Genomic DNA, 26,563 nt, shown 5'->3' with positions numbered 1-26,563 from the left:
CAAAAACCTCTAGCTCCTGTTAGCTTCCAAATGCCTCCAGCACCGCTTCCCGCATCGCGGCAACCGGAGCTTCACGTCCGGTCCAATATTCAAACGCATAGGCGCCCTGGTATATGAACATGCCCAGTCCGCCGTGCGTCTTGGCCCTCCGCTCCGCAGCTTCCCGCAACAAGCGGGTAACGAGCGGATTGTAGACGATATCGCTGATGGTTAGCCCTTCGTGGAACCACGAAGTATCGATCAGCACTTCGTCCACGTTCGGATGCATGCCGACTTCCGTATTATGCACGATCAGATCGATCTCGTCCCGGACGTCCACGATCGAGTCGAAGCCGATGCCTTCGGATGTCGTGAACGGACGGATCGAATCGGCCAGCTGAACCGCTTTCGATACGGTCCGGTTGGCGATGTAGACCGCGGATGCGCCTTCTTTGGCAAGTGCATACGCCACGCCGCGAGCGGCTCCGCCGGCTCCAAGCATCAGCACCTTCTTGCCGGCCGCCGCAAATCCGGCCTCCTCCTTCAAGGAGCGCACATATCCGATCCCGTCGGTGTTGTAGCCCGTCAGCTTGCCGTCGTCGTTAACGATCGTATTGACCGCCCCGATCGCCACGGCATCCTCGGAAATTTCATCCAGATAGTCCATCACTTCGAGCTTGTGCGGAATCGTTACGTTCACTCCGCGAAACTGCATGGCGCGTATTCCGGCGACCGCATCCTTCAGTTGACCCTGCCGGACGTGAAACGCGGCATAGGCGGCATTCAATCCAAGCTCACGGAAAGCCCGGTTATGCATAACCGGCGACTTGGAATGTTTGATCGGGTCCCCGAACACGCCATGCATGACCGTTGCAGTGTCCATATTCCCCTGCTTCATCCTGGCTCTTCTCCCCGTACTACAAGATGACGACGACCGTCCGCCGCTCTTCAGATCAAAGAGCTGCGTACGGCCACTTTTACGCCTTTGGGCGCATGAACGACGACTTGCGCGCCGGCATCGCTGTTGATCGCGATCCAGCCCAGTCCGGATATCAATATATCGGACAAGCTTCCTTTCGGGATGCGGAACGCATGCTTGACGAGCGGCGGTAATAACTCCAGCCGGTCCTTGTGCGGAGGAGCGAGCATTTCGCCTTTATGCGTCGCATAAAGCTCATCCGCACGCTCCAGCTTCGTCCGGTGAATCGGCACCGCGTTGGAGATGTAACAAGTAAACGATTGTCGGGCACCCTGTACAAAATCAAAACGGGCCAATGCGCCGAAATACAACGTCTGCTGCTCGTTCAATTGATAAACCGCCGGCTTGATCGGCTTATCCGGCAGCAGCGTCTGCATATCCTTCTTGTCGATCAGCTCCGTAAGCCGGTGCTTATAGACGATCCCCGGCGTATCGATAATGAACCGCCCGTCGTCCAGCGGAATCTGGACCAGATCAAGCGTAGTGCCCGGATACGGGGAGACGGTCAGCTCCGACTCCAGATCGCTGTAATCCCGGATGAGACGATTGATCAAGGTCGACTTGCCGACATTGGTAGCGCCGACCACGTAGACGTCTTTGTCCTTGCGGAGCCGAGCGACCGCTTCGACGACGCGGTCGAAGCCGATATTTTTCTTGGCGCTGCACAGGACGATTTCCGCGGTTTTGAGCCCGTTCTCCTTTGCCATGCGCTGCACCCAGTTCAAGATCCGGTTGGTGTTGATCGCTTTGGGCAGCAGGTCGATCTTGTTGACGACGAGCACGACCGGGTTGCTGCCGACAAAACGGTGCAAGCCGCCGATCAGGCTTCCTTCAAAATCGAACAGGTCGACGATATGCACGATTAACGCATCCGTACTGCCGATCCCGCTTAATATTTTGAGAAATTCGTCCTGATCGGGTGTTACGCTGGACATTTCATTGTAATGCTTAATCCGGAAGCAGCGCTGACATAAGAGCGGATCGCGCTTCAAAGCCGCTTCGGGCGCGTACCCGAGCTCTTCCGGCTTCTCTGTCTGGACCTGGATGCCGCACCCGGAACAGCGCAGATTATGCTCCGCCATGTTACGTGTCCTCCCATTCCATTAGGCCTTTGCGCTTCATCCAAGAAAGCGCGACCTTTTCGATTCTGCGGTTCACTTTGGTAAAAAACCCTTCGTCTCGCAGCTCGATCGGACGAACCAGAATCGTGTACAGTCCGAGTCGGTTTCCGCCGAGAACGTCGGTCAGCATCTGATCGCCGATGACGACGGTCTGGTCCGGAGCGAGCGACATGATTTGCAGCGCTCGGCGAAACGCGGCATTCCCGGGCTTCTTCGCACGGAATATGTAAGGGATAGACAACGGCTCGGAGAACGTCGACACGCGAAGCCGATTGTTATTGGAGACGATGACCACCTGAAAGCCGATCTCCTGCAGACGCCTCAGCCAATCGAGCAGCTCCGGCGTCGCCTGGGGATGCTTCGCACCCACGAGCGTATTGTCCAGATCCGTAATAATGCCCCGGACACCGGACATCCACAACGTCTGAACATCAATCTCGTATATCGAGTGGACGCTTTTTTGCGGAATCAATTTTTTCAGCAAGCGCTGTTCAAACTCCTTTGCATCCTTATATATACGACAAACTATACCATAGATGTCCATACCCTGCAAAAGGGAATCGGACTCGCCGGCTTGACGGACGCCCGCTTGCGGCAGCGCGATTTTGCGGATACCGATCCGCCTTCGGCCCTTCACCACCGATATCCCGCCCGCTGAGCGCTCCCCAATCCAGAAAAAGCCGGCGGAAACGACGCTGGTCGTTCCTGCCGGCTTTTTGCACGTTCGCTTACATCTGTTCCCTCAGCTTATGGACCGTCCGCGAGAAGACCGAGAGCTCCTCCTCGCTAATACGGGCATCGCTGTATTTCGCTTTCTCAAACAGCAGCAGCAGCGATTCCATATCTTTCTGCAGCCATTTGTCTTTGACGATCCAGCGCTCCGCCATCTCCCTCACCGTTTCGTGGTCTGAGCGCGAATACCCTTTGCATCTGGCGTACCGGATCAGCTTCTCGAACTCGAGTACCGCCCTCTGGTTCGCGTCCAGATTCCGTCCGAGCGGCTTGAACGTCCGCATAAACGAAAACTTCCTGCGGTTTACCCACAACATCCCGGCCAGAATCGAGATTCCCAGCACGCCTGCTCCGGTGCCGACCGCAACAGGAATCACGCGGCTGTCTCCGGCAGCCGAGTCTGGCGTATCGGTCGACGATTCCGTGACGGGAGCCGTAACGATCTCTTCCTCCTCGGCGAAGAGCGGAAGTGCAAAACCGGCCGTCGGCTCGAACGGAATCCAACCGTACCCCTGGAAGTAAATCTCGACCCAGGAATGGGCGTCCGAATTCCGTACCGTGTAATCTCCGGCTCCGTCCGGGTTAAGCAGTTCCTCCTCGATCCCGAGCATCGCCTGATCGAAGGCGCTTGCCCCCGGCGTATACCCTTTTACCCAGCGGGCGGGGAAGCCGAGCGAGCGGGCCATAACCGCCATCGCCGTCGAATAATAGTCGCAGTACCCTTCCTTAATCTCGAACAGGAAGCGATCCACGAAGTCGCGGCTCCGGCCCTTGCCCAGATCGGGCGTGTTCGTGTACGGGAACGTGGTCGATAAATATTGCTCGAGCAGCTTCACTTTGTCATACATGTTAGTTCCCGACTGCGTAACCTGCAAAGCCAGATCTCTCACCCGGTTAGGCAGCGTTTCCGGCAAAAACAAATATTCCTCGAGCCCGACCCGGCTCGTCAGGACGGACGGCACTTTGCGCAGCTCGGCCTCTTCGATGATCGGCACCTGGGACGTTACCGTGTACGTCTCCGGGTAAGCCTGTCTGGCGCTTCCGTTCCAGCGCAGCTCGGCCAGACGCGGCGACCATTGGAGCGGGGTCAGATTTACGTTGCCGCCGCTGCGGACGACTGACTGCACTTTATCGACCGAATATGCTCCGAACAGCACCGGGTACTCCTCGTCCGCTTCGCTCAGCACGGTTACCGTCTGCGTCACTTCCACCGTCTTGAGCTGGGTCGGCGCCAGCCGCGCGTCCTCGGGCAACTCCGCTTCCAGCGCCGCCGGCACGAGCGGAGTTCTCCGCTCGATATCGCTGACGATCCAACCCTTGCCCGTATACAGCGAACGCGTCTCGCCGCGCCAATAGCTGCGGTGGGTAGTCGAGATCGACAACACCGGCGTATAGTCGAACGAGAATTCGCCGCCAAGCGTCGAGTCATTGCGGCTGTAACCCGACGAGGAATCGCCGCCGAGCACGGAGCTCGTGCCGAACCCTTTATTAAATACCGTTATTTGCTCGCCCCGCATGTTTTTCCACAGCGTATACGGGTCGGTCATGATCGCCCGGACGTCCGGGGCGAGCGTGCCGAGGAAGATGACCAGCGACACGAGCATAATGATCGGAAGCGCAATGTAAGCGGGATATTCGGCCAAGTGCGACCAGCCGACCGGATTTTTTCTCTTCAGTCCGGCAAAGTGGCGGATCACCAGCAAAAACAGGCCGCAAAAAATAAGAATGGCCACTTGCTTCCACAAAACCAGAAAGCTGAACGAATCGCGAATCGCGAATACGGATACCGATAACACGAGCGCAACCATAATCCGCCACTTGGCTTTCAGCCACCAGTTGGCGACCAGCGCGACCAGCCACGCCGCCAGGGCGAACCAGATAAAAGGCGCAAACTGCATGAAATTGTCGGCAAGCACGCCGCCAAGCTCGCGAAACTTAACGGGAGCAGGCCACTGCGGTACGAAGCCGGTTACGGACCCCGTCACCCAGAAGACGAGGGCGATCTGCAGCAGGCGGCGCGCCGCCCAGATCAGCTTCGGAAACAGTTCCACCGCCAGAACGACAAGCAAAGTCAGTTCGACGATCCGCACCGTCTCCGGCAGCCAAACCTGATTTTCTTTCTCGATCCACAGGACGAACTGGAACAGGAACAACCCCGTCAGCACGGCCGTCATCCGGTCCGCCCAGTCCTGGAGCAGCAGCCTGCTCCACCAGCGTTGATTATCCATAGGTCACCGTCCTCCCAGCGCAAGAGCGAGCTCGTCGAGCGAGGCGACGGCGTATCCCATCGTTCCCGTCGTCTGCAGTTGCCGCTTCCAGCGTTCCTGGTCGGCAGACGGGACGTCGCTAGCGACCCACATATGACAAGGGTTCATCTGGCGCTGCTCGATCCAGGACAACGATTGAATCATCGTCTCGCCATACTGGGGAGATACGATCGTAAAAAACACGCCCGGCATAAACAGACGCGCCCGGTCTCTCAGCACATCAATCAGCGCGTGCTGGCCGTCCGGCTCGACGTCAATCAAATGGTTCATAATCGTTTTCTGATGGCTCGCGCTCAGCTTCGGTTCGAAATATTTGGAGTTTTTGCCTACTGACAGCAGCCCAAGCGCCAAGTCCCGGCTCGCGCCGTAATCGATCAGAGAGGCGACGATCGATACCGCCAGCTCGAAATGCTCCTTGCTGCGATAAGCGCGGATGTTCCGGTCGAGCAGAATGACGGTTTTCGGCAAAGACTCCCGTTCGAACTCCTTCGATTTCCACGTCCCGGTCTTAGCCGTCGCGTTCCAGTGAATCCGCGATAACCGGTCCCCGTAAATGTATTCACGGACGCCGTTGATCTGCGTCGTCTCCCGATGGGAGCGGGTCGTTGCCGAATGGTGGTGCATGCCGCGGAACAACTGGTGCAGCTGCTTCCAGTCGCGGATATGCGTCTTTTGGGGAAGGACGCCGAACGTATGCGGCATCTCCAGCCGTCCCCGGTGCTGGAACAAACCGAAAATATCCTCGGTTGCGCAATCGGTATCTCCGAAATGGTAATACCCTCTGCGCAGCGGCGGCGTCCGGTAGGACACTTCCCCGCGGCGCTTCCAGTCGGGGATCAGGAACGTCTCGAATACGTGCTCCTCCCCGCCCCGGCGGACGAGTCGGTCCTTGATCGATACGTAAGGAATCGGCCACAGGCCGGGAATATGCACATCGATTTTGACCGCGAGCGACGTCCCGGCTTCGACGACGGCTTCGTGCTCGCTGTTAAGCAAGGACCGGCTGCCCTCGGTTTTGGATATGCCGCTCCAGCGGCTTAACGCCAAATACAGGCATAACGCGGCCACGATAATGAAAACCATAAATGCGAGCTTTCCGCCCTGGAACAGCAAAAACAGGAGACTGAAAGCGAACAAAGAGAAAATACCCCAGAAGCGGGCTGAATATCTGGCAAAAATCCACATCGTTTATCGCTCACCCCATTTCCGCGCGTAACCCGTTATTTCTCGAGCCGGACGGGAACCCTCACCTGCTGGAAGATCGACTGGAGAACCGATTCCACGGTCATCCCTTCGATTCTCGCTTCGGAGTGTAAAATCATCCGGTGTCCGAACACGTATGGGGTCAAAAATTTAATGTCGTCCGGGATGACATACTCCCGTTCGCGTATGTACGCAAACGCCTTGGAGGCTTGCAGCAGGGCGATCGTCGCACGTGGGCTCGCTCCCAAAAATACGGAAGAATGCTCGCGAGTCTTCCGGGCGATGGACACGACGTAGTCAGCGACGGCATCGTCGACATGCACCTGTCTTACCTTTTGCTGCAGATCGGTTATACGTCTTACATCGGCTATGGGCTCGAGCCTGTCGAGCGGATGACCGCTTGCTTGAGAGAACAGCATCTTTTTCTCCGTCTCGTGATCCGGATAGCCGAGGCTGAATTTCATCATAAACCGGTCGAGCTGCGCTTCCGGAAGCACGTAAGTGCCTTCGAAATCGATCGGGTTTTGTGTAGCCAGCAGAATGAACGGCTCAGGCAGCGCATGGCAGTCTCCGTCGACCGTGACGCTGTGCTCCTCCATCGCTTCCAGCAAAGCCGACTGGGTCTTCGTTGTAGCGCGGTTGATCTCATCGGCCAACAAAATATTCGTCATAACCGGACCGGGCCGGAACATAAACGTTTCTTCCTTCGGATGGTAAATCGCGACTCCGGTAATATCGGTCGGCAATAAATCGGGGTTGCACTGGATGCGGCGGAACTGTCCTTGTACGGATTTGGCTAACGCTTTAATGAGAACCGTTTTACCGGTTCCGGGCACATCTTCGAGCAGTACGTGTCCTCCGGCGAGCACTGCGGTTAACAGCAATTCGACTTCGGCCTGTTTGCCCAGAATGCAGGATTCCAAATTTGTCTTCAGCTGCTTCAATAAGGTAAATTCTTCCATACCAGGTGCATCCATATCGTCCTGCTCCTCTCCATGATCCGTAGTTCCGTTCGAGTGAAGCGTTCCCCGCTTCAAAGCCGTTTCGACGCCCCTGGAATGCGGGCGGAAACCTTCTTACAAGGCTGTTTATTCTATTCTACAAGAATTGAAAAACCGCGTATAGTCCCCGGACGTTAGAAAAAAGTGTCTGTCTGTTCGAAAGCAGGCTGCTTTACTCTCATTCCGTTCAACGGTTTTCGCATCATAATGTATACGTTTCCAACCGGCAAAAGTTTCAGTTAGTCGCTTACTTTTTATTAGAACGTAAAACTAGTCCGCTCCAGGTGTATGTCTTGTGGTCCCGCTGCGTGATTGAATCTCCGTTCGCATAAAGATCAGAAAGGATTCCCCCCCCCAAAGCAGCATCATGGCGCAAATTAAAATTAAGAGCCGGCATCCGCTTGCGGACGATCGGCTCTTTCGGATATTATTTGGATTCGCTATGCAGCTTGTAGACGGCCGATTCGGCCACGATAATCTCTTTGCTGTCGATCACCTTGACTTGCAGATCCACCGTTCCGGACTTCCACGCGTCCGCCGGCAGCTTCGCGGTCAACGCTCCGGTCTCATCCGGCTTAGTCGGCAGCACCTTACCGTTCGCGCAGACAACGCCAAGCGCAGGAATATTCGCGCCTCTGACCGTGATCTCCGTCACTTTGCCGGCTTTGATCTTATCGGGCGTAACCCGCTCGATCCGCATCGGTCCGAGGCCGAGGACATAGTTCGGGTTGACGATCTTGCTCTTGAGATCTCCGTAGGCGTACCGTTCCCCAAACATAATGTCATACTGCAGCATCTCGTACCGCTTAATGTCGGCGAAATCGATCTTCATGTCGGCATAATAATTTTGCGGCGGTATGACCGGATATTTCTTCGACAGCTCAAGCAAAAAGTCGGTGTAATAATTGCCGGACAGCTTCGCCTTGTCGAGCAAGTACGGGCCCAGGAAGGAAGGGCTCATATTAAGCGTTTCTTTTTGTTCGGGCAAATAGTTGCTCCAGACGACGAGCGGCGTCCGGTAGATCTTGTTCAGGAAGTCCGGATCGTTCTCGCCGGTAATCCACTTGGTGTCCTTATACGCTTTGTAATCGTCGCCCAGATACGGCAGATGGTCGCCGAAAAATGCGATGATCGTCGGCTCGTCGGAGCGTTGATAGTGCTCCACCAGCGTTTTCAGCATATCGTCGGCGCCCTTTGCGCCCTGCGCGTATGTTTCCAGTATCCCTCTCGTATCTTCCGGGATATCGCCTTCCACGCTGATCGTATTTTCCTTAAACTTTCCCGGGTAATAATGAAAATGATTTTGCATCGTATTGGCGAAAACGAAATCCCGCCCAGCCGTTTTTTCCGTTTGGTCCATAATGATTTTAGCGACTTCGCTGTCCGCGATATACGGTCCTTCGTACACCGGATTAAAAAACTCAAGCGAAATATACTGGGAAAATCCGAAGTTCTGATATACTTTATCGCTATTAAAATACCATCTGTGATAAGGGCTGATTGCGGTCGCATGATAACCGTGCTTCCTGCTCATAATGCTCGCTATCGAATCAATTCCGTGAGTGATGTGCTGGTTGTACGGAATGGTCCCCTGCGGCAAAAACCGCATCGAGTTGCCGGACAACACCTCGAACTCTACGTTCGCCGTTCCGCCTCCGAATTGAGGCGAGAGCAGCGTTCCGCTAGCCGTTTTTTGCTGGAGCTCGTGCAGGAAAGGCATCGGGTCCTCGCTGAATTTGACGGTTGTCAGCTGCGACGGGTCCCACAGCGATTCGCTGAGCACGACGATCACATTTGGCTTGACGGAGGATTCGGGAAGAGCGGGCTTCGCTCCGGCCGTCACAATTGCAGATATTTTGTCACTGTCATAATCTTCCATTTTATTCACGTTCATATAGTCGAGATTCAGAACGGTGGCGAGCAGCAGGCCGTTCGTTCCCACATGCTCCGACTGGTCCCAAGGGATGGGGCCGATCCCGAACGCCGCTTTGACCGGCAACGGTTTGTCCCAATAAACGGCGGCGACGAACAAGACGGCGAGCAGCGCAAAAGCAAGCCGTTCTTTCCAGCGGATCACTTTCACGATATGACTCGTTCTATACAGTAGCAGCCAGCTGACCGCGAAGAAAATGACCACATCGGTGACAAGTTGGAAGGTGAAAATATTTTTTAAATATTCCACCATATCGCTCGCTTCTCCGGTCAGCACGAAATCCCAAGGCAGCAGCGGTATTCCGATCATCTTCAGCTTGACGCCGCTGATCAGGGCCAGCGTAAAACCCGTGGCGGACACCAGCCAGTAGGAAAGCCTCATCCTTCCGGTCACGGAAGTGAGTACGAGCAAAGCGCCGAATATGAATACGGCATTCAGCACAAAAGCGGGAATATGCAAAAAACTCCATGACAGCGCGCCCCAAATCTGATTCCGGCTAATCGACTCCATAAAGAGGACGAGCCATCCGGTAAGCAGAAGCAGCATATATCGTTTTTTGAAATATGAAGCCGCGATCCCCAACCATTTCCCCATAGGTTTCTTCTCCCCGTCCACCCGATTGGATAACCTTCTATATCTAGCTAATTATCATCATGTTGTAAGCGATTTAGTTTTATTTAAAACAGATTTAATTATACCATGAGTTGATCTAGGCATCAAAGCACGTTTCAGGACTTTTTTCCAGTTGTGCCCACAAAAAGAAACCAGCCGCAATCCTGCAAAATCGGAGCTTATCCGCTGTATGGAAACAGGCCGGCTGATCGCCAAACCCAGGTCCATCCGCATCATATAGCCTGATCTTGCAAGAGTCGGCTGTTCCTTCTCCTATGAAGTATGTGGCTTGTTCCTCGCTGCCCTCACCCTTTGGGTTTGACAAAGGTTGCGGCGAGGAAGGAGAAAATAATCGCGGCCGACACTCCGGCGCTCGTCACCTCGAAAATCCCGGTAATGATGCCAGTCGCACCGTGAAGCTTGTACTCCTGCAAAGCTCCGTGCACAAGCGAGTTGCCGAAGCTCGTAATCGGCACGGTCGCACCGGCGCCGGCAAATTCGATGAACCGGTCGTACAAGCTTTTGTTGCCGATCACAATACCGTCCACGACCGCACCGGCCACGACGAGCGTGCTCATCGTATGAGCCGGCGTCAGCTTGACGCCGTCCATCAGCAACTGGCCGATCACGCATATGGCGCCGCCGATGACGAACGCCCAGACAAACTGCATGAGATTCATATTCAGCCTCTCCTTCCGCTTTCGATGGCGACCGCGTGCGCGATGCAAGGAATGTTCTCCCCTTGCTGAAAAGAAAGCGGGGACAACAGTGCTCCGGTAGCGACGACAAGCAGCCGGTCCATCTCGCCACTTTTGATCTTTTTCAGCAAATGTCCGTAGGTGACGACCGCCGAACAGGCGCAGCCGCTGCCTCCGGCTTGGACGTCCTGGGTATTTACGTCGTACACGAGCAGACCGCAATCGTAATAGTTTGTTTGATGCATCGGGATGCGATGCTTCTCGAACAGTTCGTTCGCGATCGAATACCCGACCGTAGCCAGATCGCCTGTTACGATCATATCGTAATACCCCGGCTCGATATTCAAATCGCGCAAGTGCGCCTCAATCGTATCTACCGCCGCCGGTGCCATCGCGGCTCCCATGTTGAACGGGTCGGTAATCCCCATATCCACGACGCGCCCGATCGTAGCGGACGTTACACGCGGTCCTCGGCCTTCCCGGCCCAATACGGCGGCTCCGGAGCCGGTCACCGTATATTGAGCGGTAGGAGGCTTCTGCGACCCGTATTCGGTCGGGTAACGAAACTGCTTCTCCACCGTACAGTTATGGCTGCTTGTCGCAGCGAGCGCATGATTGGCCGCTCCGGAGCTGACCAGCAGCGACGCGATCGCCAGGCTTTCCATCGAGGTGGAGCAGGCGCCGAATACGCCCAGATACGGAACCGACAACGTGCGGGCGGCGAACGTAGCGCTGATGATCTGGTTCATCAAATCTCCGGCGACGAAACATTGGATATCTCCGTTCGTCAGACCGGCATTTTCCACGGCCAGCTTGGTCGATTCTTCGAGCAGCACGCGTTCCGCCTTCTCCCAGCTGTCCTGCCCGAGCATCAAGTCTCCGTGCACGATGTCGAAATCGTTCACCAGCGGCCCTTCCCCTTCGTCCGGGCCGACGACCGTAGCCGTCGACAGGATGACGGGCGGGATTGGAAATTTCCACGTCTGATGTCCCGTCAGCATGTCAAAACCCTCCCCAATCCAGCAGCATGTGGATAATCCCGATGATAAACGCGGCCACCGTCCCGAACACGATGACCGAACCGGCCAGCTTGAACATATTGCCGCCCGTTCCGAGGACGAGCCCTTCGCTGCGATGCTCGATCGCGGCCGAACACATCGAGTTGGCGAAGCCCGTCACCGGGACGGCCGTGCCAGCCCCGGCCCACTGGGCAAGCTTGTCATACACGCCCAGGCTCGTCAATACGACCGCTATAAAAATCAGTACGGCCACTGTCGGGCTGCCGGCCGTTTTTTCGGTGAAGCCGAAGAAGTGAATGAACATTTCCGTCAGCAGCTGCCCGAATACGCAGATCACGCCTCCGGCCACGAAAGCTCGCACGCAATTTTTGACGAGAGGTCTCGGGGGCTCCTTCTTTTTGGCGAGCGTCTGGTACTCCTGCTGAACGGGAGTGAGCTTTTTCTTTTTCGCGGCCATCGTTGCCATGCGTATCTCTCCTCATATCGGTAATTTCGGACTGTTATCGCGCTAAAAAGGGCTCACATCGCTCAAGCACGCTTTTCATCGATGCGGCGCACTGGTCGTACGACCGTTTAGCTTTCCACTCATCAGTCGACAGCGCAAACAGCTCCAGATCGGCTTCGCATTTTTTTAACGTCGCCCATAGCAGCTGCTTCTGACTCGGCTCCGGGGTTTTGATTTTATCGTCGTATAAATCGACCGTAATCTGCCCATACGTATCGACCTGAGCCAAAAAGACGTTCTCCAGCGCTACCCCTAGCTTCTCCAGCTCGGCCGCCAGCCATCCGCGGCTAAGTCCCGCCGTCGCAAGCGGTTCATCAATAACCGTTCCGTCCATAATAACGGTCTGAGGCTCCCTTTCGTTCGCTACCTGGATCCCGAGCAATTTCGGAGTAATCGGCTGGTTTTCTTTCGTTAACAGGACGCTGACCCCGCCATCTGTCTCGAGTACGGCAAATTCGACGTCGGCCAGGCGGAACGCCCCATTTCTGCGCAGCTCCTCAAGCAGCTCGTCCGAAGTAAATCTGGCCTTTTTCAAGTTATCTTCCAAAACTTTCCCTTCTTTGATCAGCACCATAGCTTGTCCGTCTGTTATGTCTCGGACCGACTTGCTTTTCAGTGACAACCATTCCAGCAAAAGCGGGAGGAACGTCCAAATCAGTATACCGGTAACGCCCAGCAGAAAATGGTCCTCGATCTCAAGCGAAATAAAGCCCGCAATATTGCCGATTGTGATTCCGGCGATGTAATGGAAATAATTCAACTGGGACAACTGTTTTTTTCCAAGCAGCCGGGTCAATGCGAACAAAACTACAACGGCACATGCGGATCTCCAAGCAATTTCAATCCATTGCGGCATCATTCTCACCGTTACTTTCGTTTGGTTTTGGATTGCACATATCGATCCGCGGTTTATCTTCCCAGCTAAGCAAGCGGACAACAAACCGGGGTGTCGATCTTTATTATTAGTTAGGACAACGATCTCCTTTCGTGACAGTTTTTTACATAAATGAGATCTCGGCTTTCGGGCATAGTAGTGTTGTTAATAAAAAGGGAGGTGAAACCCATGACCGTCGCATCCGATGTAAAAACATGCCTCGCGTCGCTCAAGAGCGCTCAGGCGAGCCTGGAGCAGTTTGCGCTGAGCACTCAAAATCAGGAGGCCAAATCGGTATTCCAGAACTGTGCGCAAACAACCCAGCAAGTCGTCGATCAGGTTAATGCACGCGTTCAACAGCTGGAAAACGAGGAGCCGCAATACAAAGGTTTTTAATTCGGAAGAACCATAAGAAAGCCGTCCGGTAAGGCGTCCGGACGGTTTTTTGACGTGCACACCCATACGTTAGTGGGCGGAGGGAATGTGTGCCTGGGCTGCAGCCGCTCGTTGATGAGGTTTATGGTGATGACAAAAAGCCGCCCGATCATCTACATGATCAAGCGGCTTTCACCTGCAGCTTTACCTGGCTCCCTACTCCGGCTAAGAAGCGAATACAATCAGAACGATGACGAGCAGCACAAAAAGGATCAACACCAGCAAAGCTTCCGAGTGGATCGGCATATCCAACGGCTCCCATCGTGTTCGTCTTCACGTCTTATTCCCAGTATATGCCCAATATCCGGATGTGTAAGGGACAGCCGCCTGGTTAATGTGCGTTCTCGTATACCGAGTGAACCACCGAATTTTCCCACCGGGGCAGCGGAATGTGCCGGGCCGAGAAGATGGCGTCGAGCGCGTGAAACGACGAAGTCTCCATATGAAGCCGTTCCGCATGAGCTCTCATGGCCGCAAGCCGCTCCGGTTCATCGAGAAGCTTGCCCACAACGGCCACAAGCTCTCTCTCCACGCGGGCGCGAACCGCCACCCCCGCTTCCGTCAGGAAGTCGGCGTTGTCCTCCTCCTGACCCGGCAGCGGACGGAACAGCACCATCGGCAGCCGCATCGCGATCGCCTCGGTGGTCGTCAGACCGCCCGGCTTCGTAACGATCAGGTCCGAAGCGGCCATATATTCTTCCATATTGGTGACAAATCCGGTCAGCCTCACGCCGTGACCGGGTACGGCGGCATTCAGCCGCTCCTCCAACTTCGTTCGCAGTTTTTCGTTATGGCCGCAGACAACGATCACCTGTGAAGTGCCCTTTCGCGCTTCTTCCTCCATCAGCCGGACCATGCCTTCATGCATCATCCCGTAGCCGCCGCCCATCATAAGCAGCACTGGCATATCCGTACGCAAGCCGAGCTTCGCTCTCAGCGCCGGACGCTTGCATGACGAGCCTCCCGTGCAGAACGGAGGCCGTACCGGTATGCCGGTTACCGTAATCCGGTAGTCCGGCACTCCGATCTCGAGCAGCCCGGATCTCACTTTCTCCGAGCCGACGACGTAGCGGTCCGTGCCCGGATGCACCCAGTAACTGTGATCGGTGTGATCCGTAATGACCGTTACGGTCGGCACATCGGTCAGCCCCGCCATCTTCATCGCCGACATCGCGGCCGCCGCCAGCGGAAACGTGCTGACGATTACGGAAGGTTTCACTTCCGCAAGCAGCTTCGCGATCCGTTTCAGCCCGTACCAGCGCAGCCGTCCGGTTAACGTTGAGAAGGCCGAAGGTTTTTTCGTTCTCCGGAACAAATATCCGTATACGGAAGGAAATTTTTGCACGCCCTGGTGGAATACCGCCTTGCTCCAGCCATGCAGCCGCGGCAAGGTCCACTCCATGAAATCGACCGTGACCGCTTCCGCCGTCGGCCTCGTCAGCCGGCACGTTTCCAGCAGCGCCTGAGCCGCCTGCTTGTGGCCTTCCCCGAACGGCCCGGAGAGCAGCAATATTTTTCCGTTCATGATCCTTCACCCGCCTATCAGTAACTCTTATGACTACATCATAACTCCGATACGTTTTCCGTAACACGGACCGCCGTCGGTTTCCGACCCGGACCTTGGTCCAGTCCGTTCCCCAGTCTCCGCTCCTCTTGCGGATAGACTCTCCTGTTACGAATTATATCAAGCAAAGTTACTTTTTTATGCGCGAAACTTATAAAAGTGCGAGTCGAGCAGGCTCCTGATCAGCTACATGATCAAAAGCGGGCTCTTTGAACAACCTCTAAAAGATTTTAGAAGGGTGTGATATAATATGGAGCTATAATGTGCCTGGAGAGAGGTCGAAATATGGAGTCCGAGACGGTTACCGAACATGATGTCTTTGCCGAAGAACAGCGCACATTGAGTGCCGCCCGAAAAAGGCTCGCTCCAGGCGGCAGTCCGGAGCCGGAAGATTACGAGCAGCTTGTCCGCCATTACGAGAAGCTGCTCAAAACGACGATGAAGCTGTCGCGGATCAGCGATATTCAAGGCCGGACGCTGAAGCACCGCGAGCAGGAGCTGAGGGCCGCCCATGCCGAGCTGCAGAACCAGGAACAACTGCGCAAGCAGCTGGTATCCGACATTTCCCACGAACTCCGGACTCCGATCACTTCCGTTCAAGGATATGTCAAAGCATTTATGGATCGCGTGATCGAGCCTGACGAACATTACTTGCCGATGGTTTACCAGAAGCTGCTGACGATCAATCAGCTGATCTCCGATTTGTTCCAGCTCTCTACGCTGAGGGCCAATCAACTTCCGTTTCACTTAGAACCCAGGCCGCTCGGCCGCTGGTACGAATCGCTGCGTTTCAAGTCGCTTGTTGCAGAACGCCGTCAAGTGCATTTGCTGAAAGGTCCCGCTCCCGACGAAGACGAGCTGCTGCTCCTGAACCAGAAAGATTTGGCCGTCATCTATATAGACTCGCTCCGGATCGAGCAGGTTGTCACCAACTTTGTCGACAACGCGCTGAAATATACGCCGCAAGGCGGATCTGTGCGCGTATACGGGTCCATCACGGCGAGTCCGCCGGAAGCCTCGGTATTGATCAGACCGCACCGGGAGCCGTCTTCCCCGTTCTGGTTCAACTTATTCGTCGAGGATACCGGGGAAGGAATCGACCCAGGCGAGCTTCCCTATATATTCGAAAGGTTTTACCGGGGCGAAGCTCCCCGTACAAGCGAAGTCCAAGGGAGCGGTCTCGGATTGTCCATCTCCAGGGAAATCATCGGCCGTCACGGCGGCTTGATCGGCGCTTCAAGTGTTCCGGGGGCGGGGAGCCGGTTCCATTTCTCGATTCCGGTATACAGCGATGCGGCCGCGGCCGCCGCGGACCGGTAAGCGGCAGTCGCCGACAACCATATTGATACAGGGGGAAGAAACCGTTGATTCACCAACACCTCATTCATGTCCAAAATATGCTGCGCGAGCACGGCATATTAATCAGTTTTGCAGGCAAGCTGTCACAAAGCCTTATCGAGGAATACGGAACGGCCGTCAAAACGTATCTGGAGAACGAGGACCGTCCGCGCAATGAAGTTACCGTCATCTTCTCCATCTTTATCGAGCAGACGCAGAATATAAACAACTACTGCTCCTCCAGAAAAATCAGCGCCAACTACGAGAAAATCGCGCACTCCAGCATCGTCACGATCGGCAAAGCCGAAGACGGCTACTTCGTCTGCTCCGGCAACGCCGTCGAGAAGGAAGATTTGAAGCTGCTTACCTCACAGATCAATTCGTTAGTCGCGATGGACAAGGCCGAGCTGAAGAAGCTTTACAAAGAAAAGCTCCGCGAGGAGACGCCGGACGTTTCCGACGGCGCAGGTCTGGGCCTGATCGATATCGCCCGCAAGGCCGGCAGTCTGGAATACTTCGTTACCGAGCTGGACGAGCAATTAGCTTTTTTCACTTTAAAGGCGGTCGTATAAATGGAACCTTTACACCTTGTCGCTACGAAGAGCACTCCTGCCGTATCCTTTGACGAGAACACCCGCGTACTGGCGATAACCGGACAATCGTATCCGGAGAACGCCTTTAAGTTTTACGAGCCGATCTTCGAATGGATCGACAGCTATTTGTCCCGGCTCCCGTCCGACACCGAATTGGCGATCGAGTTCCAGATGCCTTACATCAATACGAGCAGTACCAAGTGCCTGATGATGTTGCTGGACAAATTCGACACCGCCTATATGGACGGGAAACGGGTCGGCGTACGGTGGTACTGCAGCCCGGATAATGAAAGCGAATTCGAATGCGCGGAAGAGCTGAAGGAAGATTTAAGATTGCCTTTCGATATCATCGCCAAGGAGTCCGACGAGCCATGAGCGGTCCCCGCTCCACCGACCGATCGCGGCTGCGCGCCAATCCTCTCTACGATGCCGGAGCGGCCAAAGTAACGGTGTTCGCAACCGTGCTCATCGTGTTTTCGATCATTTTGACCGGCGTTATCGCCTACTACATTACGAAAGGCCAGTCCGTCAAAAAGTTGAAGGAAACCGATCTCGAATATATCGGCGGTTCGATCGCTTCGAAAATCGACGGACGGATCGAACGGGCGATGGAGACGGCCCGGCTGCTCGCCGGCAACCGCGATTTGAACGAGTGGATACTGGGCGGGGAACGTCTCGGCGGAGAAGAGACGATAGCCCTGGAGACGATTCGCGGCATGACCGAACAGTTCCAGTACGACAATTCGTTTATCGTCAGCGTTCGGACCGGGCAGTATTGGACGGAACAAGGCCAACTGCTCGATACGATGACGAGAAGCGATCCGGACGACGCCTGGTTTTTCAGGACACTGGAGGACGGCAGGCCGGTTCAGCTCGACATCGATTACAACGAGGAGCGCAAAGATACGTTTATTTTCGTTAATGCGCTCATGCGCCATAACGGCGTGCCGGTCTCCGTCGTCGGCATTGGGCTCAGTCTGCAGGATATGTCCCAGCAGTTCGGGGAGTACAAATACGGGCTTCACGGCAACCTGTGGCTGACGGACAAGTCCGGGGAAATTTATTTGTCCGACGAATTCGCCCAGAACGGGCACAACATGCGCGATTATATGCCTACGGAATCGGCCGACCGCTTGCTGTCGATGATGGACCGGGAACGGGCGGTGACCGAATACGTGGATGCGGACGGGAACCGGAAGGACGTCATGCTTTTTCCGATCGCATCCAGCGAATGGTCGCTCGTCGTAGCCGTTGACCGCAAAGAAGCGATCTCGTTTCTGAAAACGATTCAATGGCAGACGGCTGCCGCCGTCGCGATCTCCCTGCTGACCGTCGTTTTTTTCTTTACTTATATGTCGCGCAAGCTGGCCGACCCTTACAAACGGGCGATCGAGCTTAACGAGGAGCTGGAGCGGCAAATCGCGACCCGGACCAAGGAGCTCGCCGAGCAAAACGAGAAAATTCTCGATAGTCTCGACTACGCCAGCCGCATTCAAGTCTCGGCTCTACCGACAGACGCCGAGCTGAAGGAAGCGCTGCCGGGCCACTTTATTTTGTGGAAGCCCCGGGATCGCGTCGGCGGGGACTTCTATTGGCTGAAACGCGTGAAGCGCGGTCTTCTGATAGCAGTGGGAGATTGCACCGGTCACGGAGTGCCGGGAGCGCTTATGTCCATTATGACCGTTTCCTTGCTCGATCAGCTCGTACATTCCGATTCGGACGATCCGGCTGCGATCTTGACCCGGTTGAACCGCTCGATCAAGCAGACGCTTAATCAGAACGGGAAAGAAGGATTAACCGACGACGGACTCGACATCGGGTTATGTCTGCTGACCGATACCGCGACCGTATTTGCGGGAGCGGGCTGTTCGCTGCTTGTCCGGACGCCGGACGGGCTGGCGGAATACGAAGGCGACCGCAAATCGGTCGGCTACCGGAAGACGCCCGCCGATTACCCTTACACGAACAAGGTAGTGGAGGTCGGACCGGGTGCCGTACACTATTTGGCTACAGACGGGCTGGCGGATCAAAACGGCGGGGAAAAAAACTACTCGTACGGAAAGACGCGGTGGAAAATGTGGGTGGCGGACAACGGAGACGCTCCCTTCGACCGGCAGCGGACGATGCTGGAAGCGGAAATCGACCGGTACAGGGGAGATGAGCCGCAAAGGGACGATATGACCGTCCTGGGATTCCTGCCGCCCCGGAAGGGATGAGGAGATGCGCTAGCTTTATGCCAAGCCGACCGAGCCGGTCAAGCTGATCCGGCCTTCGCGCACGTCAAGACGGCCGCGATCGGCGGGCCGCTGAATCCAAAGCACCCGGGAGCGTTCAAGATTGGGTCAGCGTGCGGCAGTCCCTTCATACCGGTAGCCCATTCCCCGGACGCTGATAATATACCGGGGATTGGCCGGGTCCTGCTCCAGCTTTTTGCGGATATTATAGATGTGGACCATAACCGTGCGCGGATCGTCGTTGCTGTCGCTCCCCCATACGTGCTCGTACAGCTCGGAGGCGGAGAACACCTCGTCCGGACGGCTGGCGAGAAAGGCAAGCAACATAAATTCTTTGGCCGACATCTTTACTTCTTGACCGTTCACGTGGACGGTCATTTTTCTCGTATCGATATGAATCCCTTCGGACGGAATCGTCCGTTCCCGGGAAGGAACGGGTACCGAGGCGTCGTATCTGCGATAGATCGGAGCGCGGCGCAAGTTCGCTTTCACTCTCGCCACGACAACCGCGGGGTCGAACGGCTTCGGAATATAGTCGTCGGCTCCGAGACTAAGTCCATGCACGATATCTTCGGCCTCGCCGCGGGCGCTGACAAACACGATTGGAATGTTCGACACGCTGCGGAGCTGTTCGCACAGCGTAAGACCGTCCCCCCCGGGCAATTGTATATCGAGCAATACAAGATCCGGCCTTGCCGATTCAAATACGCGCAAAGCGGAGACGCCGTCATTCGCTTCTTCGACTCGAAAGCCGCTTTTGACCAAATATAGGCGAATCAGCTCGCGGATTTCCTTATCATCCTCGACAATCAGTACTGTAGCCGTCTCTGCGTAATCCAAATCCATTCCCTCCGAATCTGTCTACCCGTTGTTAGTATAATAGTAGCATTTCGGAGCGGCGGAGCCAAGAACATCGCCGGGATGGTCCCTTTCAGCTTTCCTGCGGCCGGATCATCAGCTCGGGCCGGACGATCCGGTCAAACTCTTCTTCGGTCAGCAACCCGCTTCGGACAGCCGCCTCCTTCAGCGTAATGCCTTCCTTGTGCGCCGTTTTCGCGACCAGCGCGGCTTTTTCGTAGCCGATATGCGGGTTCAAGGCGGTGACGAGCATCAGCGACTGCTCCAGATGGTGGCGGATGACGTCCCGGTTCGGTTCGATGCCGACCGCGCAATGATCGTTAATGGAATGAATCGCGTCTGCTAGCAGACGGGCGGACTGCAGGAAATTGTAGATGATCACGGGCTTGAACGCGTTCAGTTCGAAATTTCCTTGGCTCGCCGCAAAACCGATCGTCGCATCGTTGCCCATCACCTGGCAGACAACCATCGTCATCGCTTCGCTTTGCGTCGGGTTCACTTTCCCCGGCATAATCGAGCTGCCCGGCTCGTTCTCGGGAATTTTAATTTCTCCGAGCCCGCTTCGCGGACCGCTGGCCAGCCAGCGCACGTCATTGGCGAACTTCATCAGATCTGCGGCCAGCGCCTTCAGGGCGCCATGAACGAATACGATTTCATCGTGGCTGGTGAGTGCATGAAATTTATTTTCGGCCGAAACGAACGTTTTGCCTGTCCGCTTGCCCAGCTCCTCCGCCACAAGCGCTCCGAACTTCGGATGCGCGTTAATTCCGGTGCCGACGGCGGTTCCGCCGATCGCCAGCTCGCGCAGATGGGTGGCGCTGTCGCGGATCATCCGCTCCGTCTTGTCGAGCATCCGGTGCCAGCCGCTGATCTCCTGTCCCAGCGTCAGCGGCGTCGCATCCTGCAGGTGGGTGCGGCCGATTTTGATGATCTCGCGGAACGATTCGCTCTTCTCCGCAAGCGTCGCCTTCAGCTTGGCGATCGCCGGCAGAACGTGGTCTTCGACGGCTAGGAGCGCGGCTACATGCATGGCGGTAGGGAACGTGTCGTTGGAGCTTTGCGATTTGTTGACATCGTCATTCGGATGAATCCTTGACGCGCTTCCCTTCCGCTCCAAATGCCGGTTGCCGAGGTTCGCGATCACTTCGTTCACGTTCATATTCGACTGGGTGCCGCTGCCCGTCTGCCAGACGACGAGCGGGAAATGATCGTCCCACTGCCCCTGCGTTACCTCATCGGCCGCTGCGATGATCGCCTCGGCTTTCTCCGCGTCCAGCTTCCCCAGCTGCAGGTTTGCCGCCGCGGCACTGCTCTTGAGCATCGCAAATACGTGGATCAGCTCCGCAGGCATCCGCTCCGTTCCGATTTTGAAATTTTCAAAGCTGCGCTGCGTCTGAGCGGCCCACAGCTTATCCGCCGGGACCTTCACTTCGCCGAGCGTATCCTTCTCGATTCTGTAGTCCATGTTCGAGTCCTCCCGTATCCGTGTTTTGACAGATCTGTCTCCAACTCTTATAGATTACCCGAATCAATCCCCTGCATCCAACGGTTTCCGCTCCGCTAGGTTAGCAGGCTTATCATTTCCGTTTCCTGCACAACAAGCCAACCCGTCAGGAACATCCTGCCTGACAGGTTAGCTTCGCTTCCATATGCGTTTGTAACCCTTTATCTCAGCATATACTGCTCCATCCCTTTGGGACGCATCGCTTTTAATTGCTTGCTGTACAGCTCGCGGTACAGCCCGTTCCGCTTCATCAGCTCGTCGTGGGTGCCACACTCGGCGATTTCGCCGTTGTCGATCACGATGATCTGATCCGCCCGGACGACGGTCGCCAGACGGTGGGCGATGACGAAGGTGGTCCGGTTTTTCATCAAATTATTAAGCGCTTCGGTGACCAGCTCTTCCGATTCGGCATCGAGCGCAGACGTCGCTTCGTCGAGTATGAGAATTCTCGGGTCCTTCAGCAGCGCCCGGGCGATCGCGAGCCGCTGCTTCTGCCCTCCGGACAGCCGGACGCCGCGCTCGCCGAGCACCGTGTCGTATCCTTTGTCCCACTTCGTTATAAATTCATGGGCATTCGCCGCCTTCGCCGCTTCGAACACTTCCTCCATCGTCGCTTCCGGCCGCCCGTAGGCGATATTGTCGTATACGGTTCCCGAAAACAAGATGTTGTCCTGGAGGACGACGGCGATTTGCTTGCGCAGGTCGTAGATATCGTATTCTTTAATATTCCGGCCGTCCACATACACGGCGCCCTCATTCACGTCGTAAAACCGCGGGATGAAATTGATCAGCGTCGACTTGCCCGCTCCGCTCGGGCCGACCAGGGCGACGACCTGTCCGGGCTTGGCGTGAAAGCTGATCCGTTTCAGCGCGACCCGGGTCTCGATTGTCGTCGGCGGCGGATCGGGTTTCGTTTTCGGAGGAATCCAGTAAAACGATTTCGGCGGTTTCATCTTTTCCACGATATCCGGGTCGACCGGCGCGCCCTTGTCACCCTTGGAGACCGGCAGCTCCGTCTCGTACGTAAACGAAACGTTGTCGAAGCGGATATCGCCGGCGCAGTTCTTTATCGGCAGCGGCCGCTCCGCATTTTTGACATCAGGCTCGATATCGAATACTTCGAAAATCCGCTCGATATTCGTCATCGCGTTTTGAATCGTAACGTTCACTTCGGCGAAACGCTGGATCGGTCCGTACAGCTGGCCCAAATAAGCGTTAAAGGCGACCAGGGAGCCGATCGTCATCTCGCCCTGCAGAACGAGGGCTCCTCCGATCGCCCAGGTGATAAGCGTCCCCGAATAGCCGACCGTCTGGCTGATCCGGCCGAGCGTATTAGACAGCAGCTGTGCGGAGAGCGAATGGTTGATATGCTGCTCCGACTGGCGGTCGAACCGCTGCAGCTCCGTCTGCTCGCGGTTGAACGACTGCACGATCTTCATCCCGGAAATGCGCTCGACCAGCACCCCGGAGATCCGCTCCATCTGCCGGTTCACCGAGCGGGAGGCGAAGCGGATGCGCACGTTCAAATTGGTGAACGTCAAGTAGTAGATCGGCAAAATCCAGAGCGACAGCAAAGCCAGCTTTACGTTCAGAGAAAACAGGAAACAGGCCGCAAAGATAACCATGATCATATCGAACGCCACATTGATTACGTTCGAACCGACCAGGTTTTGCGCCCCGTTCACATCGTTAATGACTCTGGATAATATGCTTCCGACCTGCCGGCTGTCGTAAAATCGCTGCGACAGTTTCTGAATATGTTCGTATAGCTGTCTGCGAATCCCGGCCACCATCCGGCTGCCGAGCCGTGACGTCACGTTGTTGCGGGCAAAGCTTACGATGACGCTTACCCCATAGAGGACGGCAAAAGTAGTTACGACGCGCTGCAGCGTCCAGCCGGAGTCCGGCTTTTGGCCCAGCACGTCGTCGATCAGGATTTTCGTCAGCCAAGGGCTGGCGAGAGGAACGATGAACTGCAGCAAGCCAAGTGCTACGATCGCCATAATATAATACCGGTAAGGCTTTACGAACTGCAAATACCGCCGGACGAGTTTCGCTTTGTTGCGTTTGGCTTGTTCGTCCGGATGTTCTTCGTCGTTCTTCACGTTGACTCCCCCCTTATTTTCGTAATCATTATAGAACGGGAGTTGTGAAGATTGTGTGAATGAACATCGGAACGGACGGACAGCTAGCCGATCCGAACCCGGCTGCGGCTGGCATCCGAGGCGAATAACGCATCCAGGACGCGGGCTTGCGCCATAATCGCCTCTCCTCCGTCCGGCAAATAATTGCCTTCGAGGACATGTTTGGCGAATTGTTCCGCTTGCAGCCGGAACGGGGTAATCCGGTCCGTCGTGAACTCGCTCGTCTCGCCGTTCACCGTCACCTGCAAAGTTACGGCTTGTGCATTGGCGGTTTGCTTGACCTCCAGCTTGCCCTTCGTTCCCAGCACCTCATAGCCGCACCCATACGGCATATCCAAACCGCCGGTCAGAAGAGCGGTCCCGCCTCCGGGGAACTGCAGCGTGCCGGCATACCGCATATCGACTCCGTCGCCGTCCTTCCGGATCAGGCGGCAGTCGGCCGACTCCGGCTCTTCCCCGAACAAATAACGGCTCCAGTTCACGAGGTAGCAGCCGATATCGTATACACCGCCGCCTCCCCATTCGTTCACCAGTCTGGTGCTATGCTCCTGTGCGGTGAAAGCAAAATGTCCGCGGAAATATACGGCGTCTCCGATCGCTCCGTCGCGAATGGCGGCTTTGGCGAAAGGATGCCCTTCCTGGTAACGGGAGACGAACGCTTCCTCGACGTGAACGTTGTTCGCTTTCGCCAAATCGACGATTTTTTGCGAATCTGCGGCGTTCATCGTAAACGGTTTTTCGAGCAGAACGTGTTTGCCTTTCCGGACCGCTTCTTCTGCCCATTCGGCATGCAGATGGTTCAGCAGGGCGATATATACCGCGTCGATCTCCGGATCGTCCAGAAGCTCCGCATAGGATGCGTAGACGTTCGGCACCCCGTATGTATCCGCCGCTTTTCTGCCGTTCTCCGCATTTCTCCCGGCTATGCCGATCCATTCGCCGTTCGCGGCTTGCTGCAGCGCAGGACCCGCTTTTCCGATAATATGTCCGGTACCCAATACTCCGAAGCGCAGCTTCCTCATCCCTTGTTCCTCCCTCGTTACAGGCTCCCCTGTGAATTGGTAATCGTGGCAGCTTCCTAATTATAGCATTATCGGAAGGCAGGATGCTGGTTAATGTGCGTGCGGCGGACCGCGCCCCGGATACGAAGCCTTTTCCACGACGTTGGCAGCAGATCGTCTGCGGCTAGAGGCTGTCGATTCATTAAGTAGAAGTGTTAGCAGGCCGTTCCAAGTGAAAAGTTGCCTTCTTCTGCTCAAACAGGTTGTCCGGAATCCCTTGAATTCCGAACTCATCTTCGCTTTCATTCGGTGAGTAACCTAACATTCTGATCTCGAAGGAAAACCGTCAGGGAAAATCACCCTGACGGTCCTTTGGCACGCAAATCCATACGTTGCATGTGGAAGGGAACGGGTACCACCCCCTTCCTTCGCTCCAGCCGCTCGCCCTAGTCGCGTTGTCTTTTTGCGGTGGTATCGCTAACGAACCCAGCAACCGTTATCAGAGCCGAATGCGAGTGTTTGAATTTGTAACGAATTCTCGTATCGTTATTTCCGCAAATCGGATCGCGTTTTCTCCACTTTAGGTTCAATAACGATCCCCGGATTCGTTACGTCTGGAATAACGTCGTTTTTCAGCGATAAGCACCATACGATTCGTTAGTTCCTCGCAGAGTGGCCGTTCACACGCACGCCATCGGGTCCCTTACCACTCCGCCACTGTGCCGTCCTCCTGGCGCCACACCGGATTGCGCCAATTGTGGCCGACCGCCGCCATTTCTCTTACTTTCTCCTCGTTCACTTCAATGCCGAGTCCCGGACCGGTCAAGTTGGCGACGAAGCCGTCCTTGTAGGCGAACACCGAAGGGTCCTTCAAATAATCGAGCAGATCGGAGCCCTGGTTGTAATGAATCCCCAAGCTCTGCTCCTGGATAAAGGCGTTCGGCGAGCACGTATCGAGCTGCAAGCACGAAGCGAGCGCAATCGGTCCAAGCGGGCAGTGCGGAGCGACGGCCACATCGTAAGCTTCGGCCATCGCCGCGATTTTCCGGGTCTCGAGAATGCCTCCGGCGTGCGACAAGTCCGGCTGAATAATATCGACGATGCCTTGGGCGAGCAATTCCTTAAAGCCCCAGCGGGTGTACATCCGCTCGCCCGTAGCGATCGGGCACGACGTGTACTTCGCGATTTCCTTCAATGCTTCGTTGTTTTCCGGCAGCACAGGCTCCTCGATAAACATCGGACGGTACGGCTCAAGCTCCTTCACCAATATTTTGGCCATCGACTTATGAACCCTGCCGTGAAAATCGATGCCGATGCCGATTTCTTTCCCTACGGCCTCGCGGACCGCTGCGATCCGGGCGATCGCCGCCTCCACCTTCGGAATCGAATCGATGAAATGCATCTCTTCCGTCGCATTCATCTTCACCGCCGTAAATCCGGCGTCCACCTGACGTCGCGCCGCCTCGCCCACATCGCTGGGACGGTCTCCCCCGATCCACGAATACACCCGCGTCCGGTCGCGGCAAGCCCCGCCAAGCAGGTCGTAGATGGGGGCATTGTAAAACTTGCCCTTGATATCCCACAGCGCCTGCTCGATTCCCGAGATCGCGCTTGAGAGAATCGGTCCCCCGCGATAAAAGCCGCCGCGGTACAACACCTGGAAAATATCTTCGATCCGCATCGGGTCCTGGCCGATCAAATAGTCGCTCATCTCCGTCACGGCGGCATGGACCGTATCGGCCTTCCCTTCGACGACCGGCTCGCCCCATCCGGATATGCCTTCGTCGGTTTCCACTTTCAGAAACAACCATCTCGGCGGAACTTTAAACAGCTCCATCTTCGTAATTTTCATCGATTAAGAACCCTCCCTTATGAATAGGTAGCCTCTCGGCATTCGCCGAGGCAGATGGGGCAAGGGATTCCCTATACCCTCCGGCGTATCCATCCTCCTACTTGCGTAGGGGGATTT

The 26,563-nt window shown here is 55.8% G+C and carries 22 protein-coding genes; 5 read left to right on the top strand and 17 right to left on the bottom strand.

All coding sequences use genetic code 11. The features are described from left to right. Positions 1 to 19: 19 nt before the first annotated feature. The 11 genes from aroE to IDH45_RS32670 all read right to left on the bottom strand — a co-directional run bounded on the left by aroE (position 20) and on the right by IDH45_RS32670 (position 12,905). Entirely contained in the window at positions 20 to 877 is an 858-nt protein-coding gene (aroE, locus tag IDH45_RS32720; protein WP_190932355.1) for a shikimate dehydrogenase, read from the bottom strand. 50 nt (positions 878 to 927) lie between these two features. After that, the gene (yqeH, locus tag IDH45_RS32715; protein ID WP_190932354.1) at positions 928 to 2,040 is read right to left on the bottom strand and encodes a ribosome biogenesis GTPase YqeH; all 1,113 of its coding nucleotides are present in this window, start codon (positions 2,038 to 2,040) and stop codon (positions 928 to 930) included. Position 2,041: 1 nt separating this feature from the next. After that, on the bottom strand, positions 2,042 to 2,623 hold the full coding sequence (locus IDH45_RS32710; RefSeq protein WP_190932369.1) for a YqeG family HAD IIIA-type phosphatase: 582 nt from the start codon (positions 2,621 to 2,623) through the stop codon (positions 2,042 to 2,044). 184 nt (positions 2,624 to 2,807) lie between these two features. Further along, positions 2,808 to 5,039: a transglutaminase family protein gene (locus IDH45_RS32705; RefSeq protein WP_190932353.1), complete on the bottom strand. Its 2,232-nt coding sequence runs from the start codon at positions 5,037 to 5,039 to the stop codon at positions 2,808 to 2,810. A 3-nt stretch (positions 5,040 to 5,042) separates the two neighbouring features. After that, positions 5,043 to 6,215: a DUF58 domain-containing protein gene (locus IDH45_RS32700; protein WP_223837229.1), complete on the bottom strand. Its 1,173-nt coding sequence runs from the start codon at positions 6,213 to 6,215 to the stop codon at positions 5,043 to 5,045. Positions 6,216 to 6,298: 83 nt separating this feature from the next. Beyond that, positions 6,299 to 7,258: an AAA family ATPase gene (locus tag IDH45_RS32695; RefSeq protein ID WP_190932351.1), complete on the bottom strand. Its 960-nt coding sequence runs from the start codon at positions 7,256 to 7,258 to the stop codon at positions 6,299 to 6,301. A gap of 451 nt (positions 7,259 to 7,709) precedes the next feature. After that, a complete protein-coding gene (locus IDH45_RS32690) occupies positions 7,710 to 9,809 on the bottom strand; it encodes an LTA synthase family protein (RefSeq protein ID WP_223837228.1) in 2,100 nt (699 codons plus the stop codon). Between the two features lie 323 nt (positions 9,810 to 10,132). After that, positions 10,133 to 10,498, bottom strand: coding sequence for a stage V sporulation protein AE (spoVAE, locus tag IDH45_RS32685; RefSeq protein ID WP_190932367.1), 366 nt, complete (start codon positions 10,496 to 10,498; stop codon positions 10,133 to 10,135). An 11-nt stretch (positions 10,499 to 10,509) separates the two neighbouring features. Then, positions 10,510 to 11,526, bottom strand: a complete 1,017-nt coding sequence (gene spoVAD, locus IDH45_RS32680) for a stage V sporulation protein AD (RefSeq protein WP_190932350.1) — start codon at positions 11,524 to 11,526, stop codon at positions 10,510 to 10,512. A 1-nt stretch (position 11,527) separates the two neighbouring features. Further along, positions 11,528 to 12,010, bottom strand: coding sequence for a stage V sporulation protein AC (gene spoVAC, locus IDH45_RS32675; protein ID WP_397327125.1), 483 nt, complete (start codon positions 12,008 to 12,010; stop codon positions 11,528 to 11,530). Between the two features lie 34 nt (positions 12,011 to 12,044). Then, positions 12,045 to 12,905 (bottom strand): DUF421 domain-containing protein, encoded by an 861-nt coding sequence (locus tag IDH45_RS32670; RefSeq protein ID WP_190932349.1) that lies wholly within the window; start codon positions 12,903 to 12,905, stop codon positions 12,045 to 12,047. A 207-nt stretch (positions 12,906 to 13,112) separates the two neighbouring features. Between IDH45_RS32670 and IDH45_RS32665 the strand changes: the two genes are divergently transcribed. Then, positions 13,113 to 13,319 carry a DUF1657 domain-containing protein gene (locus IDH45_RS32665; protein WP_190932348.1) on the top strand — a complete coding sequence of 69 codons (207 nt, stop codon included), beginning with the start codon at positions 13,113 to 13,115 and terminating at the stop codon, positions 13,317 to 13,319. Positions 13,320 to 13,689: 370 nt separating this feature from the next. On the opposite strand, the gene IDH45_RS32660 is transcribed toward IDH45_RS32665, so the two are convergent. Next, complete coding sequence (locus tag IDH45_RS32660) at positions 13,690 to 14,883, bottom strand: MGDG synthase family glycosyltransferase (protein ID WP_190932347.1); 1,194 nt, start codon at positions 14,881 to 14,883, stop codon at positions 13,690 to 13,692. 324 nt (positions 14,884 to 15,207) lie between these two features. Here IDH45_RS32660 and IDH45_RS32655 point away from each other — a divergent pair, with 324 nt between their 5' ends. Genes IDH45_RS32655 through IDH45_RS32640 form a run of 4 tightly spaced genes read left to right on the top strand, consistent with a single transcriptional unit; the run spans position 15,208 to position 19,069 of the window. Next, positions 15,208 to 16,242, top strand: coding sequence for a sensor histidine kinase (locus IDH45_RS32655; RefSeq protein WP_190932346.1), 1,035 nt, complete (start codon positions 15,208 to 15,210; stop codon positions 16,240 to 16,242). A 44-nt stretch (positions 16,243 to 16,286) separates the two neighbouring features. Then, positions 16,287 to 16,832 (top strand): SiaB family protein kinase, encoded by a 546-nt coding sequence (locus IDH45_RS32650; protein WP_190932345.1) that lies wholly within the window; start codon positions 16,287 to 16,289, stop codon positions 16,830 to 16,832. Next, a complete protein-coding gene (locus tag IDH45_RS32645) occupies positions 16,833 to 17,228 on the top strand; it encodes a DUF1987 domain-containing protein (protein ID WP_190932344.1) in 396 nt (131 codons plus the stop codon). Then, complete coding sequence (locus tag IDH45_RS32640; protein ID WP_190932343.1) at positions 17,225 to 19,069, top strand: SpoIIE family protein phosphatase; 1,845 nt, start codon at positions 17,225 to 17,227, stop codon at positions 19,067 to 19,069. Before IDH45_RS32645 ends, IDH45_RS32640 begins: the two co-directional genes overlap by 4 nt. Positions 19,070 to 19,195: 126 nt before the next feature. Here the strand turns inward: IDH45_RS32640 and IDH45_RS32635 are convergent, their stop codons facing one another. From IDH45_RS32635 to dgoD, 5 genes are all read right to left on the bottom strand, one after another. Next, positions 19,196 to 19,927 carry a response regulator transcription factor gene (locus IDH45_RS32635; protein ID WP_223837227.1) on the bottom strand — a complete coding sequence of 244 codons (732 nt, stop codon included), beginning with the start codon at positions 19,925 to 19,927 and terminating at the stop codon, positions 19,196 to 19,198. A 91-nt stretch (positions 19,928 to 20,018) separates the two neighbouring features. Further along, positions 20,019 to 21,410 (bottom strand): class II fumarate hydratase, encoded by a 1,392-nt coding sequence (fumC, locus tag IDH45_RS32630; RefSeq protein WP_190932341.1) that lies wholly within the window; start codon positions 21,408 to 21,410, stop codon positions 20,019 to 20,021. Positions 21,411 to 21,610: 200 nt separating this feature from the next. After that, positions 21,611 to 23,554: an ABC transporter ATP-binding protein gene (locus tag IDH45_RS35160; protein WP_317891327.1), complete on the bottom strand. Its 1,944-nt coding sequence runs from the start codon at positions 23,552 to 23,554 to the stop codon at positions 21,611 to 21,613. Positions 23,555 to 23,637: 83 nt separating this feature from the next. Continuing rightward, complete coding sequence (locus IDH45_RS32620) at positions 23,638 to 24,615, bottom strand: Gfo/Idh/MocA family protein (protein WP_190932340.1); 978 nt, start codon at positions 24,613 to 24,615, stop codon at positions 23,638 to 23,640. Between the two features lie 682 nt (positions 24,616 to 25,297). Next, on the bottom strand, positions 25,298 to 26,446 hold the full coding sequence (gene dgoD, locus IDH45_RS32615) for a galactonate dehydratase (protein WP_190932339.1): 1,149 nt from the start codon (positions 26,444 to 26,446) through the stop codon (positions 25,298 to 25,300). Between the last annotated feature and the right edge of the window lie 117 nt (positions 26,447 to 26,563).

Origin of the sequence: Paenibacillus oceani, from assembly GCF_014705615.1 — a bacterium.
GTDB classification, from domain to species: Bacteria; Bacillota; Bacilli; order Paenibacillales; family NBRC-103111; genus Paenibacillus_AB; species Paenibacillus_AB oceani.
Note: the sequence above shows the minus strand (reverse complement) of the source record. Positions and strands in the feature narration are given on the sequence as shown.

Bases quoted from the DNA above. Each gene is read 5' to 3' on its own strand.
- aroE (WP_190932355.1), bottom strand. From the start codon at position 877: ATGAAGCAGGGGAATATGGACACTGCAACGGTCATGCATGGCGTGTTC.
- yqeH (WP_190932354.1), bottom strand. From the start codon at position 2,040: ATGGCGGAGCATAATCTGCGCTGTTCCGGGTGCGGCATCCAGGTCCAG.
- IDH45_RS32710 (WP_190932369.1), bottom strand. From the start codon at position 2,623: ATGGACATCTATGGTATAGTTTGTCGTATATATAAGGATGCAAAGGAG.
- IDH45_RS32705 (WP_190932353.1), bottom strand. From the start codon at position 5,039: ATGGATAATCAACGCTGGTGGAGCAGGCTGCTGCTCCAGGACTGGGCG.
- IDH45_RS32695 (WP_190932351.1), bottom strand. From the start codon at position 7,258: ATGGATGCACCTGGTATGGAAGAATTTACCTTATTGAAGCAGCTGAAG.
- IDH45_RS32690 (WP_223837228.1), bottom strand. From the start codon at position 9,809: ATGGGGAAATGGTTGGGGATCGCGGCTTCATATTTCAAAAAACGATAT.
- spoVAE (WP_190932367.1), bottom strand. From the start codon at position 10,498: ATGCAGTTTGTCTGGGCGTTCGTCATCGGCGGCGCCATATGCGTGATC.
- spoVAD (WP_190932350.1), bottom strand. From the start codon at position 11,526: ATGCTGACGGGACATCAGACGTGGAAATTTCCAATCCCGCCCGTCATC.
- spoVAC (WP_397327125.1), bottom strand. From the start codon at position 12,010: ATGGCAACGATGGCCGCGAAAAAGAAAAAGCTCACTCCCGTTCAGCAG.
- IDH45_RS32670 (WP_190932349.1), bottom strand. From the start codon at position 12,905: ATGCCGCAATGGATTGAAATTGCTTGGAGATCCGCATGTGCCGTTGTA.
- IDH45_RS32665 (WP_190932348.1), top strand. From the start codon at position 13,113: ATGACCGTCGCATCCGATGTAAAAACATGCCTCGCGTCGCTCAAGAGC.
- IDH45_RS32660 (WP_190932347.1), bottom strand. From the start codon at position 14,883: ATGAACGGAAAAATATTGCTGCTCTCCGGGCCGTTCGGGGAAGGCCAC.
- IDH45_RS32655 (WP_190932346.1), top strand. From the start codon at position 15,208: ATGGAGTCCGAGACGGTTACCGAACATGATGTCTTTGCCGAAGAACAG.
- IDH45_RS32645 (WP_190932344.1), top strand. From the start codon at position 16,833: ATGGAACCTTTACACCTTGTCGCTACGAAGAGCACTCCTGCCGTATCC.
- IDH45_RS32640 (WP_190932343.1), top strand. From the start codon at position 17,225: ATGAGCGGTCCCCGCTCCACCGACCGATCGCGGCTGCGCGCCAATCCT.
- fumC (WP_190932341.1), bottom strand. From the start codon at position 21,410: ATGGACTACAGAATCGAGAAGGATACGCTCGGCGAAGTGAAGGTCCCG.
- IDH45_RS32620 (WP_190932340.1), bottom strand. From the start codon at position 24,615: ATGAGGAAGCTGCGCTTCGGAGTATTGGGTACCGGACATATTATCGGA.
- dgoD (WP_190932339.1), bottom strand. From the start codon at position 26,446: ATGAAAATTACGAAGATGGAGCTGTTTAAAGTTCCGCCGAGATGGTTG.